Here is a 15,874-nt window from a genome sequence, read left to right on the forward strand (position 1 = left end):
TAGATGAACCAGTCACTCGATGGCCGGACCGTGCTTGTGACGGGCGCGAACGGCGGGCTCGGGGAAGAGTTCGTACGGCAGGCGCTGGCACGCGGCGCCGGCAAGGTCTACGCCGCCGCGCGCACGCCGAAGCCCTGGGACGACGAGCGGATCCGGTCGCTGTCCCTGGACGTCACGGACGCCGGTGATGTCGCCCGCGCCGTCGCGGAGGCGCCCGATGTCGACCTGTTGATCAACAACGCGGGTATCGCGCCCGCCGGCGATTACGTCTCGGGACCGGAGGACGAGCTCCGCCGGATCTTCGAGACGAACTTCTTCGGAACGCTCCGCGTCGCGAACGCCTTCGCTCCGGTGCTGGCCGCCAACGGCGGCGGAACGCTCCTGAACATCCTGTCCTCGGCGAGCTGGGCCAACGTGCCGACCGGCTACGCGGCGTCGAAGGCGGCGACGTGGTCCGCGACCAACGCGCTGCGGGTGCTGCTCCAGGGGCACGGCACGCAGGTGATCGGCCTCCAGGTCGGCATGATCGACACCCCGATGGCGACGCGGTGGGACGTGCCGAAGGTCAGCGCCGAGAGCGTGGTCGCGCAGGCCTATGACGGAGTCGCGGACGGCTCGATCGAGGTACTGGCCGATGAGCAGACGCGCGATCTGAAGTCCCGCCTGAGCACGAGGGCCGAGGAGTTCTACCCCTGGCTCGACGAACAGCTCGCGTCGTTCAAGCCGTAACGCCGCCGGCGAGCCGTAACGCTGGTGGCTCACGCCTCCCGCCGCAACGTCGCTCACGGGGAACGACCTCCTGGTCGGCCGCCTGAGCCGGGCCGTTGTCAGTGGTCCGCGCTAGTCTGCGGAGCGTCTGATCGATTGGTCCGATCTGGGAGGTTTTCATGGTTTCGCGCCTCAACCCCTACATCAGCTTCGACGGCGACGCCCGGCCGGCGATGGAGTTCTACAAGGAGGTCTTCGGCGGCACACTCGCGCTCAACACCTTCGGTGAATCCGGTGCGGCGGGCACCCCGCAGGCCGACAACATCATGCACGCCCTGCTGGAGACCCCGAGCGGCTTCACGCTGATGGCCGCCGACACCCCACCGGGCATGGAGTACTCGAAGGGCGGCAACTTCTCGGTGAGCGTGAGCGGCGACGACGAGGCGGAGCTGCGCGGTTATTGGGAGAAGCTGTCGGCCGGCGGCACGGTGTCCGTTCCGCTGGAGAAGCAGATGTGGGGCGACGTCTTCGGGATGTGTACGGACAGGTTCGGCATTCCCTGGATGGTCGACATCGTCCAGGCGAAGGCATAGGGCCGAGAGCGGGCACAGGGCCGAGCGGGCCCACGAGTGGGCGGCCCCGTCGAGGGCCGCCCCTTCCCTGCTCCGGCCGACCGGTGGTACCTGTGGGCGGAGTCGGCGCGGACCGGTGGCACACTGACCCGGTCACCGAAGGAGCCCAGCCAGTGCCCATGATCCGCAAGCTGAGCAGAGCGGTTCGCCGTGCCTACCACCGCACCGTGGACCTCAGCCATCCCGCCCGTTCCCCGCTCGGCAGCGCGGTGGAGAACTGCGTGGTCTACCAGGAGGGCGGACGGCAGCCCGGCGACTGGGCGCCGGACGAGGCGATCGGCCGGACCCGCGAGAGCGGCCGGGACGGCTTCGTGTGGATCGGCCTCCATGAGCCCACCGAGGACGAGTTCGAGGACCTCGCCAAGCTGTTCGGCCTGCACCCGCTGGCCGTCGCGAACGCGATCCACGCGCATCAGCGACCGAAGGTGGAACGGTACGACGACACGCTGTTCGCCGTCTTCAAGACCGTCCGGTACGTCGAGCACGAGCAGCTCACCGCGACCAGCGAGGTCGTGGACACCGGCGAGCTGATGGTCTTCGTCGGCCGGGACTTCGTGATCACCGTCAGACATGGCAGCCACGGCTCCCTCGGTCCGCTCCGCGAAGCCCTGGAGAGCCTGCCCGGGCAACTGGAGAAAGGGCCGTCGGCGGTCCTGCACGCCATCGCGGACCAGGTGGTCGACGACTACCTCGCCGTCACGGACGCCGTGCAGAACGACATAGAGGCCGTGGAGACCGCGGTCTTCGCCGAGCGCACCGCCCGCGGCGACGCCGGCCAGATCTACCAGCTCAAGCGCGAACTCCTCGAACTGAAACGGGCCGTGATCCCCCTGCACCGGCCCCTGCAGATCCTCGCCCACGAACCACCGGCCGCCGTATCCCCGGAGATACAGCCGTACTTCCGCGACGTGGCCGACCATCTGGCCCGCGCCACCGAGCAGGTCAACGCCTACGACGGCCTGCTCGACTCGATCCTCCAGGCCCACATGGCCCAGGTGACGGTCGCCCAGAACGAGGACATGCGCAAGATCACGGCCTGGGCCGCCATCGTGGCCGTACCCACCATGGTCTGCGGCATCTACGGCATGAACTTCGACCACATGCCGGAACTGCACTGGACGTACGGCTACCCCCTGGCCCTCGGTGTCATCGCCACTCTCTGCCTCGTCATCCACCGCGGCTTCCGGCGCAACGGCTGGCTGTGAGACCCCGGCCGGTCAGAGGTCCGCTCCGCCCGGCGCACTGTCCCGGTCGCCGTCCGGGGCGCCGTCGGGCGTGCCGTCCAGCGCGAGCCGTATCGCCGCCTCCGGACTCAGCCCCCGGCCCTCCCGCACCGCCTCGGCGAACGCGGTGTCGCCGAGGACCGCCCGCAGGCGGCGTGCGTACTCCCTGCGGAAGACGGTCGTCTCGATGTCGCCCAACTGCGGGAGCCCGGCCGCGTACCAGAGGCGGGTGCCCACGCCCAGGAGGCGGGCGGCGCGTTCGGGCTCGCCACCGGCGGCCTCCGCGGCGATCAGGAGGTCGGCGACGGCCGCCGTGCCGAACCGGTCGTGGACGCGCCACTTGGCCTCCAGTGCCGCGCGCGCGGAAACCAGCGCGTCCTGAGGCCGCCCGAGCCCGATCCCGGCGAGGGCGACGAAGAAGTCGCCCCAGGCCCGCATCCACAGCTCCCCACGCTTCGCGCAGGCGGCACGCAGCCGCTCCGCGACCACCGCGCACCGCTCGAACGCGCCCTGCCCGGCCAGGAGATACGCCTGCACGGCCAGCGTCAGCAACTGGAAGAACTCCGCGCCGCCCCCGCCCCCGGGCCCCTGCGTGCTGCTGCCGTACAGCAGGGCGGAGCGCGCGGACTCCCCGCGCACCGCGAGGCTCGCCCCCGTCAACGGCAGCGCGGGGACGGGGAGCTGGCGCTCCTGTGCCAGCCACACGTACGCCGCGCTCACGGATTCGGCCGCGTCCACGTCGTCCGGCGCCACGGTGACCAGGCGGTGCGCCCAGGTCGCCAGGGTGTGCCCGGGGACGTGCTCGGGCGCCCGGCGCAGCGCCCGCTCCAGATAGCCGCGCCCCTCGTCGGCGAAGCCGCACGCGAACCAGAAGTACCAGAGCGTGCCGGTCAGTTCGAGCGCCGTCTCGTGCTCCGGCGCCGCCAGGCTCTGCTCAAGGGCGACCCGCAGGTTGGCGTGCTCCACACTCAGCCGCTCGGCCCACATCCGCTGGCCGGGGCCCAGCCACTCGGCCTCCCCCTGGCGGGCGGTCCAGCGGAAGTAGTCGAGGTGACGGGCGCGTACGGCGTCCTGTTCGCCGAGGCCCGTCAGCCAGTCGGCGCCGAAGGTCCGGACGGTGTCGAGCATGCGGTAGCGCCCGGCCACGCCGTGGCTCTCGCGGGTGACGATCGACTTCTCGGTGAGCGACGCGAGCAGCGCGAGGATCTCCTCGGCGTCCAACGGACCGCCGTGGCAGACGAATTCGGCGGCCTCCACGTCCCAGCCTCCGGCGAACACGGACAGGCGGGCCCACAGCAGCCGCTCCAGCGGGGTGCACAGCTCATGGCTCCAGCCGATCGCCGTACGCAGTGTCTGATGCCGGGCGAGCCGCGGCCGGGCGGGGGAGACGAGCAGGTCGAAGCGGGAGTCGAGGCCCCGCAGAAGGCGGTCGATGGGCAAGCCGCGCAGTCGTACCGCGGCCAGTTCCAGGGCGAGCGGGATTCCGTCGAGCCGGGCGCAGATCGCCGCGACGTCGGCACGGTTGGCGTCGGTCAGCGCGAACGACGGCACGGCGGCCGTGGCGCGGGCCGTGAACAGCCCCACCGCGTCGTCGTGTTCGCCGAGCGGCAGCGGGGTCACCGACAGCAGCTGCTCACCGGGCACGCCCAGCGGCTGCCGGCTGGTGGCCAGCACGCACAACCCCGGCACGTGCGCGAGGAGTTCCTGCACCACCCGGGCGCACTCGTCGAGTACGTGCTCGCAGGTGTCCAGGACGAGCAGCAGCGGCCCGTCGTCGAGGTGCTTGCAGACCGCCACCAGGAGCGGGCGGAGTGTCTGCTCGGTCAGCCCCGTCGCCTCGGCCACGGCGTTCGTGAGGAGGTCCGCGTTCCGCAGGTCGGAGAGTTCCACCAGCCACACCCCGCCGGGGAACGCCGCCTGCGCCGCGTGCGCGGCCCGCACCGCCAGCCGGGACTTGCCGACCCCGCCGGGGCCTGTGAGGGTCAGGAGCCGACTCGATCCCCACAGGGACGAGATCCGGGCGAGTTCGGACCCGCGGCCGACGAACGTGTTGGACTCGGAGGGCAGGTTTCCCCGCCTGCTGTTGCGTACCGAGGCGCCCATCGCTCCCCCTCACCCAACCGGTGGCGGTCACCCTAACGCTCCCCGACGCCTGTGTCCGACCCCCGGCCGGGTGACCGGTAATCGGGCCTTCGCCCTCACGCCGCCGTGCCGACCGGCGTAGCGTGGAGGCGTTCCGGCACGCCGAGCGGGAGACCTGGGAGGTGCGGGAAATGGACGTTGTGCCCGCGCTCAGAGCGGTCGGAGAGATGCGTGCGGGCGACCATCTGCTCCTCGGCTACGACGCGGACGAGGAGCGCGAGACCGTGGTCGCCGCGTTCCTCCTCGACGGGCTGGCCAGCGGGCACCGGGGCCTGGTGCTGGGCCCGGCCGACCTGCCGGCCGAACTCGCCCTCACCTTCCTGGAGTCCCGTGGCTGCGCCGTCGACGACGAACTCGCCGCCGGGCGGCTGACGGTGGACCCGCACCTCGCGACGCCCGAGGGACTGTGGGACCTCGACGAGGTGATCCGCCGTGAGGCGCGCCGCGCGGTCTCGGACGGCTATCTCGGCCTGCGCGTCAGCATGGAGATCATGCGCGGCCAGGCGGGCAGGGGACTCAAGACGCTGCACGACAGCGAACTGTTGCTGGAACCCGTCTTCGCGTCCCTGCCGGTCCTCGGCATCTGCCAGTACGACCGCCGGGTCTTCGACGACGTCGAACTGGCCCCGCTCGACGGGCTGCACCACGGGCGGGTCGCCGCCGACCTCGTGTGGCGCGACGAACTGCTCTCCATCACCCGCACCTTCGCGCCGCCGGGACTGGCGCTCGCCGGCGAGGTGGACGACTCGAACGTGACCGCCCTGGCCCGTGCGCTGCAGGCCGAGACGGCCCGCGTCCGAGCCCATCAGGTCGACGGCGCGAGTATCCGGCTCGACCTGCGGGATCTGGCGTTCATCGACGTCGGCGCGCTGCGCCTGCTGGTCTTCTCGGCCCTCTCCCTGCACACCTCGGGCGGCATGCTCGTCCTGCACGGCGTCGCCCCGCACGTGAGGCGGCTGATGCGCGTCACCGGCTGGGACCGGATTCCCGGCCTGCGGCTCAGCAGAGGGGATGTGCGGCAGGGAGCGCTTCCATGACCCGTACGGGCTTCGTCCACCGGGCGCTGTGCTACGGGTCGGACGACGAGTTCCTCGACGGAACGCTCACCTTCGCCCTCGACGGGCTCGCCGCCGGCGAGAAGGTCCTCGCCGTCGTCGCGACCCGGAACATCGACCTTCTCGGCCGGGCGCTCGGCCGGCGCCGTGACGAGGTCGAGTTCGTCGACGCCGACGACTGGTACGGCTCCCCGTCCCGCACCCTGGGCCGCTACAACGCCTACTGCGCCGACCACGACACGGACGGGGCTGGCCGCCCGTCCCGGATCCGGATCATCGGCGAGCCCGTCTGGCCGGGCCGTACGGAATTCGAGACGCGTGAGTGGATGCGCTACGAATCACTGCTCAACGTCGCTTTCGCGGGCACCGGCCACCGCATCCTCTGCCCGTACGACACGCGCGCCCTGCCGCCCGGAGTGGTCCGCTCCGCGACCCGCACCCACCCCGAACTCGCCCTGGCGGCAGGTGACTCGGCGGCCAGCGGACACTACGCCGATCCCGCCGACTTCTACGCCGAGTGCGACGCGGCGCGGCCGTACGGGCTGCCCGCCGGCCGCGACGACATCCCCTTCGGCCGCGGCCGGTCGGCGCACGTACGGCGGGCCCTGCGCAGCTACGCCCTCGACCTGGGAGTGTCCGAGCACCGGTTGGACGACATGGTGGCCGCGGTGCACGAGGTGGTGGTCAACTCCGTGCGCCACGGCGGCGGCCGGGGTGTTCTGCGGCTGCGCAACGACTTCGAGTACGTGATCTGCGAGGTCTCCGACGTCGGCACGGGGGCGTCGACCGTCCCGCCGCTGTTTCCGGGACACCTTCCGCCGGACCGACGGGCGGTGAACGGGCACGGGATGTGGGTGGTGCGCCAGCTGAGCGATCTGCTCACGGAGACGCTCGACCCCGCGGGCTCGGTCGTGCGCCTGTACTTCAAGAGGTGCGCCCGGGGACCGACCCGGGCGGCCTGTCCACCGCCGGCAGTGTGAACTCGTAGACCAGCGCGTCCTGATGGGCGTTCACCAAGAGGTCGGTGATCTCCAGGGGACGGGCGTACTGGTCGTGCACCCGCCGCGTCACCCGCACCGAGGCCGCGTCGCCGGGCCCGGTGATGGAGTCGCGGTGGTGCAGCGTCAGCCCCGCCCGGCGCATCCAGTCGTACACGCGCCGCAGCTGGGCCGACGACGTGTCGTTCGCGCGGGCACGGTAGCGGGCGAGTTCCTCGACCTCGGAGAGGGCGACCGCCGAGAACGACGTCAAGGCCGTCCGCCGCCCGTGCCCGTCCGGCGCGGCGGACTCGTAGCGGTGGACCAGCGTCGGCCGCCGCGGGGCGAGTCCGAGCGCCGCCGCGTGCTCCGGCGGAGGGGTCTCCCAGGCCACGGTGGCGCGGTCGACGGCGCAGGGCTCGGCCGTCTGCGCGCCGAGTGGAAAGCCGAGTGACGGGAGGTGCCCGACCGGCAGGCCGGGCAGCTCGGCGTGGGTGCCGCGCCGGTCGGTGGAGACCAGGCCGTTGCGGCGCAGGATGTCGAGCGCCTGCCGGACCGTCTCCCGGCTGGCTCCGAACTGGGCGGCCAACTGCCTCTCGCCCGGCAGTCGTTCGCCGGGCGGAATGGTTCCGTCCCGGATCGCCCCGAGCAACTCCGAGGCGATCCGCGAGTACAGAGGCTGAAGGTCGTGTTGCGTGGTGCTGCGGGCCATGTCCGCGCTCCCCTTGTGACAAGACGTAGCCGTGCGGGCCTGGGCCCACGCCCCGTGGCCCTGGTCGTGGGGCCGGGGACGCGGTCCCTCGTACGGGACCATCTCTAGCATTGGTCTAAACCATGCTGGAAGTGCGTACCGGCGGTTCGGCCGATTTGAGGCCGAATACAGTCTGCGGGTCCGGGGCGGGTGGCCGCCCCCGGCCGCCCCCGACTCAGGCTCGATCGGCGGGGCCTCAGAAGTGCGCGGGCAGCCAGGCCAGCTTGACCGCCTCCTGGTACGGGCCGCCCCCCTCATGGTCGTTGAAGTCGTACACCTCGATGCTCTTGTCGTCGTGCTCCCACGCGTTGAAGGCCGCGAAGACCGTCGACGGCGGGCAGGTCTGGTCCTCCAGGGCCGCCGAGAACAGGGCGGGCGCCCGGCCGCGTGCCGCGAAGTGCACCCCGTCGAAGTACGAGAGCGTGCGCAGTACCTGCTCCGTGCGCCCGCGGTGCGTCTTGAGGTAGTTGCCGATCTCCCGGTACGGATCGCGGTCCGTGAGCCTGGTGGCGCGCGGGAAGTCACAGAGGAACGGCACGTCGGGCGCGACCGCCACGAGATCCGGCACCAGACCGCCCACCGCGATCGAGATGCCGCCGCCCTGGCTGGTACCGACCACCGCGGTGCGCGAGGCGTCGACGAGCGGATGGGAACGGGCGGCCTCCACGGCCCGCACCCCGTCGGTGAACACCCGGCGGTAGTAGTAGCTCTCGGGGGCGTCGATGCCCCGCGTCATGAATCCGGGATACGCGGGCACGCTGCCCACCGGGTCGGGGGTGTCACCGCCGCCGCCCCACGCGCCGCCCTGGCCCCGGGTGTCCATCACGAAGTGCGCGTAGCCCGCCGAGGCCCACAGCAGGTGCGTGTGCGCGAGGCCGCGTCCGCCGCCGTACCCGATGAACTCCACGACCGCGGGCAGCGGCGCCTGGGCCCCGGCCGGGAGAGTCAGCCAGCCCCGCACCGGGTGACCGCCGAACCCGGCGAACGTGACGTCGTACACCGTGACGTTCCGCAGCCGCGCCTCGACCCGCTCGAAGCGGGCGTCCAGGCCGTGCTCGCGCGCCTCCCACAGCGTCTGCTCCCAGAAGGCGTCGAAGTCCTCGGGCTCGACGGACGCGCTGCGATAGTCCCGGAGTTGATCGAGAGGAAGGTCGAACAAGGCCACGGAGGACCGCCTTTACTGCGCGTTGCGCTACAAAATCGGGGAGCGGATGGGGATACGGGTCGGGATGCGGACGGATCGGGATGCGGATGATCACACCGTACGGGTGCAGTCCGACGGCCGCCAGGTCGTGTCCAGGGAACGGCTCGCCCCTCGGTCCCGCCACCGTGCCGGGCCGTCAGGTGCTGTGCCGCGCCCACTCCGGTCCCGTACGGGCCCAGTCCTGTTCCCACTCGGCCATACGACGGCGAGCGGCGGCCCGTCGTACCAGGGCGTGCAGGGCCAGGACACCGGCCGCGGCCAGCCCAGCACCACAGGCACCCACCGCCAGCGTGTGCTGCCAGATCACCGTGTCACTCGTCGGAGCGGGGACGATCCGGTGCCGGTCGTCCAGCCAGATGTACGTGTGGTCGCCGGCCCCGGTGCCGGCGGACACCCGGGTCTCACCCGTGCGCGCCCGCTCTCCGGGCTCGGTCCAGCGGACGGTCACCCGCTGTACCGGCCGCCGGTCTCCCGCGGCGCCCGGCGCGGAGGCGGGCGTGCCGTGGAGGACCTCGGCGAGCACCCTGTGGCGTTCGGCCCGCTGCTCCGTCGCCGTGGCCCGCGCCCCGTCGTGCGCCCACCAGCCGGCGGCGAGCCCGGCCAGTGGCGCGCCGGCCCACAGCACGACGGCGACGACCAGCGCGGTCCACGCCTCCACCGCGTCCGAGCGGCGGCGCAACGGATTGTGCCGCTGCCACCGCCCGATCACCCGCGTCCGCTTCTCCCGCGTGCGCATGTCCCGCCTCCTCAGCACTCGCGACCGATGCCCGGCACGTACGAACGTCTTTGCACCGCTGTACTTCGTTCATGTGCCCCGCAAAAGCCCGGTGGACCCCTCCGAGAGTCGAGAACGACGACCGCCACCTCACACGTACGGCCGAAGAACGTGTCCTGCCACGACTGATCGGTGCCCCGTGTGGAACCCGCCTCCCACCCTCGAACCCGCCGCCCGCCCTATCCCTCGGAACAGGAGCCCCTCACCATGGCCAAGGACCGCATGGCAGCGCTCGACGCGCACTGGCGTGCCGCGAACTACCTGGCCGTCGGTCAGATCTACCTGCTCGCCAACCCGCTGCTGACCGAGCCCCTGACACCCGAGCACATCAAGCCGAGGCTGCTCGGACACTGGGGCACCTCGCCCGGCCTGAACCTGGTGCACACCCACCTCAACCGTGTCATCGCCGAGCGGGACCTCGACGCGATCTGCGTGTGGGGGCCGGGCCACGGCGGCCCCGCCGTCCTGGCGAACTCCTGGCTGGAGGGCAGCTACACCCAGACGTATCCGGACGTCACCCGGGACGCCCCCGGCATGGAGCGGCTCTTCCGGCAGTTCTCCTTCCCCGGCGGAGTCCCCAGCCATGTCGCCCCCGAGACCCCGGGCTCCCTCCACGAGGGCGGTGAACTGGGCTACTCGCTCGCCCACGCGTACGGGGCGGCCTTCGACAACCCGGACCTGTTGGTCACCTGCGTGATCGGGGACGGCGAGGCCGAAACAGGCCCGCTCGCCGGGTCCTGGCACTCCAACAAGTTCCTCGACCCGGTGCACGACGGCGCCGTCCTGCCCGTCCTGCACCTCAACGGCTACAAGATCGCCAACCCCACCGTGCTCGCCCGGCTGCCGCGCGCCGAACTCGACGAGCTCCTGCGGGGGTACGGCCACGACCCCCTCCATGTGTCCGGCGACGATCCCCGCCGTGTGCACCGGGAACTGGCGAAGGCGATGGACCAGGCGCTGGACCGCATCGCCCGTATCCAGCAGGAGGCCCGCACCGCAGGAAAAGGCCGGGCAGGACGGGCCGAGCGCCCCCGCTGGCCCATGATCGTCCTGCGCACCCCGAAAGGCTGGACCGGTCCCGCCGAGGTCGACGGGGAGCCGGTCGAGGGAACGTGGCGTGCCCACCAGGTCCCGCTGTCCGGCGTCCGCGAGAACCCCGAGCACCTGCGGCAGTTGGAGGCCTGGCTGCGCTCGTACCGCCCCGAGGAACTCTTCGACGCCGAGGGCCGTCCCGGCCGCCTGGTCCTGGACTGCGTTCCCGAGGGCTCCCGCCGCCTCGGCGCCAACCCGCGGACCAACGGCGGCCTGCTGGTGAGGGCCCTGCCCATGCCGGGCACGGGGGACTTCGCCGTCCCCGTGGACAAGCCCGGCGCGAGCATGCACGAGCCCACCCGGGTCCTCGGCGGCATGCTGGCCCGGATCATGGCCGACACCGCCGAGCGGCGCGACTTCCGTGTCGTGGGCCCCGACGAGACCGAGTCGAACCGGCTGGGCGCGCTGTACGAGGCGACGGGCAAGGCCTGGCAGGCCGAGATCGTCGACACCGACGAGCACCTGGCCCGCGACGGCCGCGTGCTGGAGGTGCTGTCCGAACACCTCTGCCAGGGCTGGCTGGAGGGCTATCTCCTCACCGGCCGGCACGGCCTGTTCTCGTCGTACGAGGCGTTCGTGCACATCGTCGACTCCATGGTCAACCAGCACATCAAGTGGCTCAAGACCGCACGGGAGTTGACGTGGCGGGCACCGCTGGCCTCCCTCAACTACCTGCTGACCTCGCACGTCTGGCGCCAGGACCACAACGGCTTCTCGCACCAGGACCCGGGCTTCGTCGATCACGTCCTCAACAAGAGCCCGGAAGTCGTCCGGGTCTACCTGCCGCCCGACGCGAACACGCTGCTGGCCGTGGCGGACCACGCCCTGCGCAGTCGCGACTACGTGAACGTGATCGTCGCCGGCAAGCAGCCCTGCTTCGACTGGCTGTCCATGGAGCAGGCCCGCGCCCACTGCGCCCGGGGCGCGGGCATCTGGGAGTGGGCCGGGACGGAAGGCCCGGACCGCGAACCGGACGTGGTGCTGGCCTGCGCCGGCGACGTACCCACCCAGGAAGTCCTCGCCGCGGCCGGGCTGCTCCGCACCCACCTGCCCGACCTGGCCGTCCGGGTCGTCAACGTCGTCGACATCGCCCGGCTGATGCCCCGGGGCGAACACCCGCACGGGATGGCCGACTTCGAGTACGACGCCCTCTTCACCGCGGACAAGCCGGTGATCTTCGCCTACCACGGCTATCCCTGGCTGATCCACCGGCTGGCCTACCGGCGCACCGGCCACGCCCACCTCCATGTGCGCGGCTACCGGGAGTCGGGCACCACCACGACCCCCTTCGACATGGTCGTCCGCAACGACCTCGACCGCTACCGCCTGGTCATGGACGTCATCGACCGTGTCCCGGGCCTCGCCGTGCGCGCAGCCGCCGTACGGCAGCGGATGGCCGACGTACGCACCCGCCACGAGGCCTGGATCCGCGAACACGGCACCGACCTGCCCGAGGTCGCCGAGTGGTCCTGGTCCGGGTGATCAGCCGAAGCGACCGGGTGATCAGCCGAAGCGTTCGATGCGGATGCGGTCCACCGGCTGGCCCGCGTCCACCAGCAGCCGCGAGGCATGCTCGGCGAACCCGTTCGAGCCGCACACATAGGCTTCCCACCCACCATCGGGGCCACCACCGGAGCCACCATCGGGCGGGTCGGCCAGGAGTCGCTCCACATGTGTGGCCGCCATACGTCCCACGGGCACACCCGCCGGGGCGCTGCGGGTGAACACCGCGGTGGTCTCGGCGCCGTACTCCGACGCGTAGATCAGTTCCTCGGGGCCGCGGGCCGACACGAGCAGCCGCAGCGGCACCCTCAGGTTCCGCGCTCGGTGGTGGCGGACCATCGACATCAGCGGTACGACGCCGGAGCCCGCGCCGATGAGCAGGGCGGGCCGGTCACCGGGCCAGGCGAAGAAGCCGCTGAGCGGTCCGCGCAGCTCGACCTCGTCACCGGGCTTCGCGACCGTGTGGAACCAGCCGGACACCTCACCGCCGTCGACGTGGTCGAGGGTGAGCTCGACGTGTCCGTGGTCGTCGGGGGGCGACGCGATCGAGTAGTGCCGCTGGGCGGCGTAGCCGTCCGGTGCCCGCAGCCGGAGCATCAGATGCTGGCCGGGCAGATGGCCCGCCCACTCGGGCACCGCGAACCGGAACGTCGCCGCGTGCGGTGTCTCCCGGCGGATCTCGGTGAGGGTGGCGCGCTGCCAGGTGGCCGCGGCGCGGTTGCTCACGGCGATCCGGCCGGGCACGGCGAACCGTGTCGACCGTGTCGACGGAGCCCGGCCCGCGGGGGCGGAGGTGGTCGTCGAGGGCATGGAGGTCTCAGTCACCGGAGTAGCGCTGCTCTTCCCAGGGGTTGCCGCGGTGGTGGTAGCCGTTCTGCTCCCAGAAACCCGGCTCGTCGTGGTCCAGGAGACGGACGCCCGCGATCCACTTGGCGCTCTTCCAGAAGTACAGGTGCGGCACGAGCAGCCGCGCCGGACCACCGTGCTCGGCGGGCAGCGGCCCGTCCCCGTACTCCCAGACGATCCAGGCCCGGCCGCCCGTCAGATCCGCGAGAGGCAGGTTCGTGGTGTAGCCCGTGTGCGAGTAGGCGACCGCGTGGGTGGCCTCGGCGGCCGGCCGGGCGAGGTCGAGGAACGCGTCGAGCGACACACCCGCGAAGCGCACCCCGAACTTGGACCAGCTCGTGACGCAGTGGATGTCGCCCTCGTAGACGGACGGCGGCAGCGCGTGCGCCTCGTCCCAGGTCCAGGTGCGCGGCTCGGCGACAAGGCCGTCGACGGCGAACGTCCACTCCGAGGGCGCCAGCTCCGGCGTGACCTCCGCGGACAGGACGGGCCAGTCGTCGCGGGCGTCGTACTGGCCGGGCGGCAGCCCGTCGTTCCGGACGCGCGGACGCCCGGTGAAACCCCGGGTGGCGTTGGCGTTGACGTTCATGCGCGTGGTGCCTCCAGGCCGGCCGGACGGCGGCCCTTGATCGTCGTGTACGTCCTCCACGGTACCGGGCCCGCCCCGGCGCCCCGCCCCGGGATCATTGCCGCCGTATGAACACTCGACCGCCCCGGGAATAGCGGCACCCGCGCTCCTCCTTGCCGATAGTGCCCACCCGGGCAGTGGCCACATCGGCGTGAATGGAGAGTGACGGATCAATGCCCAAGGCGTACGTCTTCACCCAGTACGGCGGTCCGGAGACCGAGGCCCTCGTCGAGCAGGACCGGCCGAGCCCGGGGCCCGGCCAGTTGCTGGTGGCCGTCCGGGCGGCGGGCGTCAACCCCGTCGACTGGAAGCAGCGCGTCGGATATCAGCGGCCCGGTCAGCAGCCGCGTGAGCTGCCCGCCGTCCTCGGCAACGAGGCCGCCGGTGTCGTCGAGGAGATCGGCGAGGGCGTCACGGGGTTCGAGGTCGGTGACGAGGTCTTCGGCAACCCCGTCGCCGGCGGATACGCCCAGTACGCGCTGTTCCCCGTGGCCGTGACCGCGCACAAGCCCGCCGGTGTCTCCTTCACCGACGCGGCGGCTCTGCCCGTCGCGGCGGCCACCGCCTACGACGGAGTGCGGCAACTGGCCCTGCCGGCCGGTGCGACCCTGCTGGTCACGGGCGCGGGCGGCGGTGTGGGCGTCGCGGTCGTCCAGATCGCCCGCACCGACGGACTGAACGTCATCGGGGTGGCGGGCGAGGGCAAGAAGGACCTGGTCGAGTCGCTCGGCGCCGTCCACGTGCCGTCCGGCCGCGACTTCGCCGACGGCGTCCGGGCCGTGGCGCCCGACGGTGTGGACGCGGTGTACGACCTGGTCGGCGGTGAGGTCCTGGAGTCCGCGGCCGAGCTGGTGACGGACCGCACGAAGCTGATCACCGCGGGCGGCAAGGACATCGTGGAGGGCCTCGGCGGCTCACCCGTCGTACGGGCCCGTACCGCCGCGGTGCTCGACGAGGTGGCCCGGCTCGTCGTCGACGGCACACTCGACCCCTTGGTGACACAGACCTTCCCCCTCGAACAGGCCGCCGACGCGCTGCGTACCGTCGAGGAGGGCCACGCCCGTGGCAAGGTCGTGATCGAGGTCGCCGCATGAGCGCCACGCCCCACATCCTGGACAACCCCGCGCGGGCGTCGCTGACCGGCCCGCACGCCCACTTCGCCGAACGGCACGGCCGAGTGCTGCGCTACCCCGTCGACGTGTCGCCCTGGCTGGCCCTGCCCGACGAACCCGACGCCGACGACTGGGCGGACATCGCGGCGTTCGCGGGACCGGGCCAGGAGGTCCCGCTGCCCGGCTACCGCGGCGAGATCCCGGCCGGCTGGGAGGTGACCTTCCACGTGGACGGCGTGCAGTTCGTGGACGACGGCCTGGCCGCGGCGCCGGACCCGGAGGCCGTACGGCTGGGCCCCGCCGACGTACCGGAGATGCTGGACCTCGTCGAGCGCACCCGGCCGGGCCCGTTCCTGCCGCGCACGATCGAGCTCGGCACGTATCTCGGGATACGCAGGGAGGGCGCGCTGGTCGCCATGGCGGGGGAGCGGCTGCACCCGCCGGGCTGGACCGAGATCAGCGCGATCTGCACCGATCCCGACTTCCGCGGCGAAGGCCTGGCCACCCGGCTGACCCTGGCGGTCGCCCACGGCATCCGCGCCCGGGGCGAGACCCCGTTCCTGCACACCGGAGCGGGCAACACCGATGCCATCAGGCTCTACGAGTCGTTGGGCTTCCGGCTGCGGCGCAGGACCACGTTCCTGTCGGCGCGGGTGCCGGAGCGGTTGGAGGACGGACAGACGGTGGGGGTCGGCTGACGGCTCGGTGGCGGGTTCGGGGGCCGGCCCGCCGACCCGACCGGTCCGTCGACTCGCCGATCCGCGCTTGCGGTCTTCCTCAGCTGTCCGTGGGCGAGGCGTCCGTGGGCGAGTCCTCCACGGACGCGGGCGCGGGGGCGGGCGCGGTCACGGCCCGGCCGTCGACCGTCGCGTTGTACCGCAGCAGGTAACCCGCGAACCGCCGGAGGTCCTCCTCGGGCCGGCCCGCCGGCCGCTCGTGGAAGGCCACCCGGCGGCTCGCGGTCACCTGGGCGAGGATCTCCGTCCCGGCCGCCGTGAGGTGCAGCACCTGGACTTGTCGAGGGCGTAGTGCACGGCGAGGTCGGTGGCGCGGCAGCCGCCGCGCTCCTCCAGGTGCCCGAGAGGCGTGTACGAGACCAGGGACAGCCCTTAGTTGTGCAATGCAACCAATTGTTGTACGAGGCAACCACCCGGTACCCGACCGGAGGTCGTGGCCGTGTAATGTTGCCGTCCGGCTGAGGACCGCCCCAGCCGTGACGGACCAAG

Annotated in this window: 14 protein-coding genes and 1 pseudogene; 8 read left to right on the forward strand and 7 right to left on the reverse strand. The window is 72.2% G+C overall.

The window, feature by feature from the left end; translation table 11 throughout:
* The first annotated feature begins 3 nt into the window (after window positions 1-3).
* From AOK01_RS28310 to AOK01_RS28320, 3 genes are all read left to right on the forward strand, one after another.
* On the forward strand, window positions 4-729 hold the full coding sequence (locus AOK01_RS28310) for an SDR family oxidoreductase (RefSeq protein ID WP_055516617.1): 726 nt from the start codon (window positions 4-6) through the stop codon (window positions 727-729).
* Window positions 730-887: 158 nt separating this feature from the next.
* Window positions 888-1,301 (forward strand): VOC family protein, encoded by a 414-nt coding sequence (locus tag AOK01_RS28315; protein WP_055516618.1) that lies wholly within the window; start codon window positions 888-890, stop codon window positions 1,299-1,301.
* A gap of 158 nt (window positions 1,302-1,459) precedes the next feature.
* Window positions 1,460-2,545 (forward strand): magnesium and cobalt transport protein CorA, encoded by a 1,086-nt coding sequence (locus AOK01_RS28320; RefSeq protein ID WP_055516620.1) that lies wholly within the window; start codon window positions 1,460-1,462, stop codon window positions 2,543-2,545.
* A 12-nt stretch (window positions 2,546-2,557) separates the two neighbouring features.
* On the opposite strand, the gene AOK01_RS28325 is transcribed toward AOK01_RS28320, so the two are convergent.
* Window positions 2,558-4,666 carry an ATP-binding protein gene (locus tag AOK01_RS28325; protein WP_055516622.1) on the reverse strand — a complete coding sequence of 703 codons (2,109 nt, stop codon included), beginning with the start codon at window positions 4,664-4,666 and terminating at the stop codon, window positions 2,558-2,560.
* Window positions 4,667-4,836: 170 nt separating this feature from the next.
* Here AOK01_RS28325 and AOK01_RS28330 point away from each other — a divergent pair, with 170 nt between their 5' ends.
* Both AOK01_RS28330 and AOK01_RS28335 read left to right on the forward strand, forming a co-directional pair.
* Entirely contained in the window at window positions 4,837-5,742 is a 906-nt protein-coding gene (locus tag AOK01_RS28330; RefSeq protein ID WP_157871514.1) for an MEDS domain-containing protein, read from the forward strand.
* Window positions 5,739-6,740 (forward strand): sensor histidine kinase, encoded by a 1,002-nt coding sequence (locus AOK01_RS28335; RefSeq protein WP_055516625.1) that lies wholly within the window; start codon window positions 5,739-5,741, stop codon window positions 6,738-6,740. The genes AOK01_RS28330 and AOK01_RS28335 overlap by 4 nt, the downstream gene beginning before the upstream one ends.
* On the opposite strand, the gene AOK01_RS28340 is transcribed toward AOK01_RS28335, so the two are convergent.
* The 3 genes from AOK01_RS28340 to AOK01_RS28350 all read right to left on the reverse strand — a co-directional run bounded on the left by AOK01_RS28340 (window position 6,685) and on the right by AOK01_RS28350 (window position 9,428).
* Window positions 6,685-7,449, reverse strand: a complete 765-nt coding sequence (locus AOK01_RS28340) for a GntR family transcriptional regulator (protein ID WP_055516627.1) — start codon at window positions 7,447-7,449, stop codon at window positions 6,685-6,687. The two genes, AOK01_RS28335 and AOK01_RS28340, sit on opposite strands and share 56 nt — an antisense overlap.
* Before the next feature lie 235 nt (window positions 7,450-7,684).
* Window positions 7,685-8,653: an acetylxylan esterase gene (locus AOK01_RS28345; RefSeq protein ID WP_055516629.1), complete on the reverse strand. Its 969-nt coding sequence runs from the start codon at window positions 8,651-8,653 to the stop codon at window positions 7,685-7,687.
* A 175-nt stretch (window positions 8,654-8,828) separates the two neighbouring features.
* Window positions 8,829-9,428 (reverse strand): Rv1733c family protein, encoded by a 600-nt coding sequence (locus AOK01_RS28350; RefSeq protein ID WP_055516630.1) that lies wholly within the window; start codon window positions 9,426-9,428, stop codon window positions 8,829-8,831.
* Between the two features lie 246 nt (window positions 9,429-9,674).
* Between AOK01_RS28350 and AOK01_RS28355 the strand changes: the two genes are divergently transcribed.
* A complete protein-coding gene (locus tag AOK01_RS28355) occupies window positions 9,675-12,041 on the forward strand; it encodes a phosphoketolase family protein (protein WP_055516632.1) in 2,367 nt (788 codons plus the stop codon).
* Between the two features lie 21 nt (window positions 12,042-12,062).
* On the opposite strand, the gene AOK01_RS28360 is transcribed toward AOK01_RS28355, so the two are convergent.
* The gene (locus AOK01_RS28360; protein WP_055516633.1) at window positions 12,063-12,872 is read right to left on the reverse strand and encodes a ferredoxin reductase; all 810 of its coding nucleotides are present in this window, start codon (window positions 12,870-12,872) and stop codon (window positions 12,063-12,065) included.
* A 7-nt stretch (window positions 12,873-12,879) separates the two neighbouring features.
* Window positions 12,880-13,497: a sulfite oxidase-like oxidoreductase gene (locus tag AOK01_RS28365; protein WP_055516635.1), complete on the reverse strand. Its 618-nt coding sequence runs from the start codon at window positions 13,495-13,497 to the stop codon at window positions 12,880-12,882.
* A gap of 212 nt (window positions 13,498-13,709) precedes the next feature.
* Here AOK01_RS28365 and AOK01_RS28370 point away from each other — a divergent pair, with 212 nt between their 5' ends.
* Both AOK01_RS28370 and AOK01_RS28375 read left to right on the forward strand, forming a co-directional pair.
* Window positions 13,710-14,630 (forward strand): quinone oxidoreductase family protein, encoded by a 921-nt coding sequence (locus tag AOK01_RS28370; RefSeq protein ID WP_055516636.1) that lies wholly within the window; start codon window positions 13,710-13,712, stop codon window positions 14,628-14,630.
* Window positions 14,627-15,346, forward strand: coding sequence for a GNAT family N-acetyltransferase (locus AOK01_RS28375; RefSeq protein WP_055516638.1), 720 nt, complete (start codon window positions 14,627-14,629; stop codon window positions 15,344-15,346). Before AOK01_RS28370 ends, AOK01_RS28375 begins: the two co-directional genes overlap by 4 nt.
* Before the next feature lie 79 nt (window positions 15,347-15,425).
* Here AOK01_RS28375 and AOK01_RS41750 read toward each other — a convergent pair.
* Window positions 15,426-15,754: pseudogene (locus AOK01_RS41750) on the reverse strand (hypothetical protein); the annotation flags it as partial.
* Window positions 15,755-15,874: the final 120 nt, after the last annotated feature.

The organism is Streptomyces aurantiacus (assembly GCF_001418335.1).
Taxonomy (GTDB): Bacteria; Actinomycetota; Actinomycetes; order Streptomycetales; family Streptomycetaceae; genus Streptomyces; species Streptomyces aurantiacus.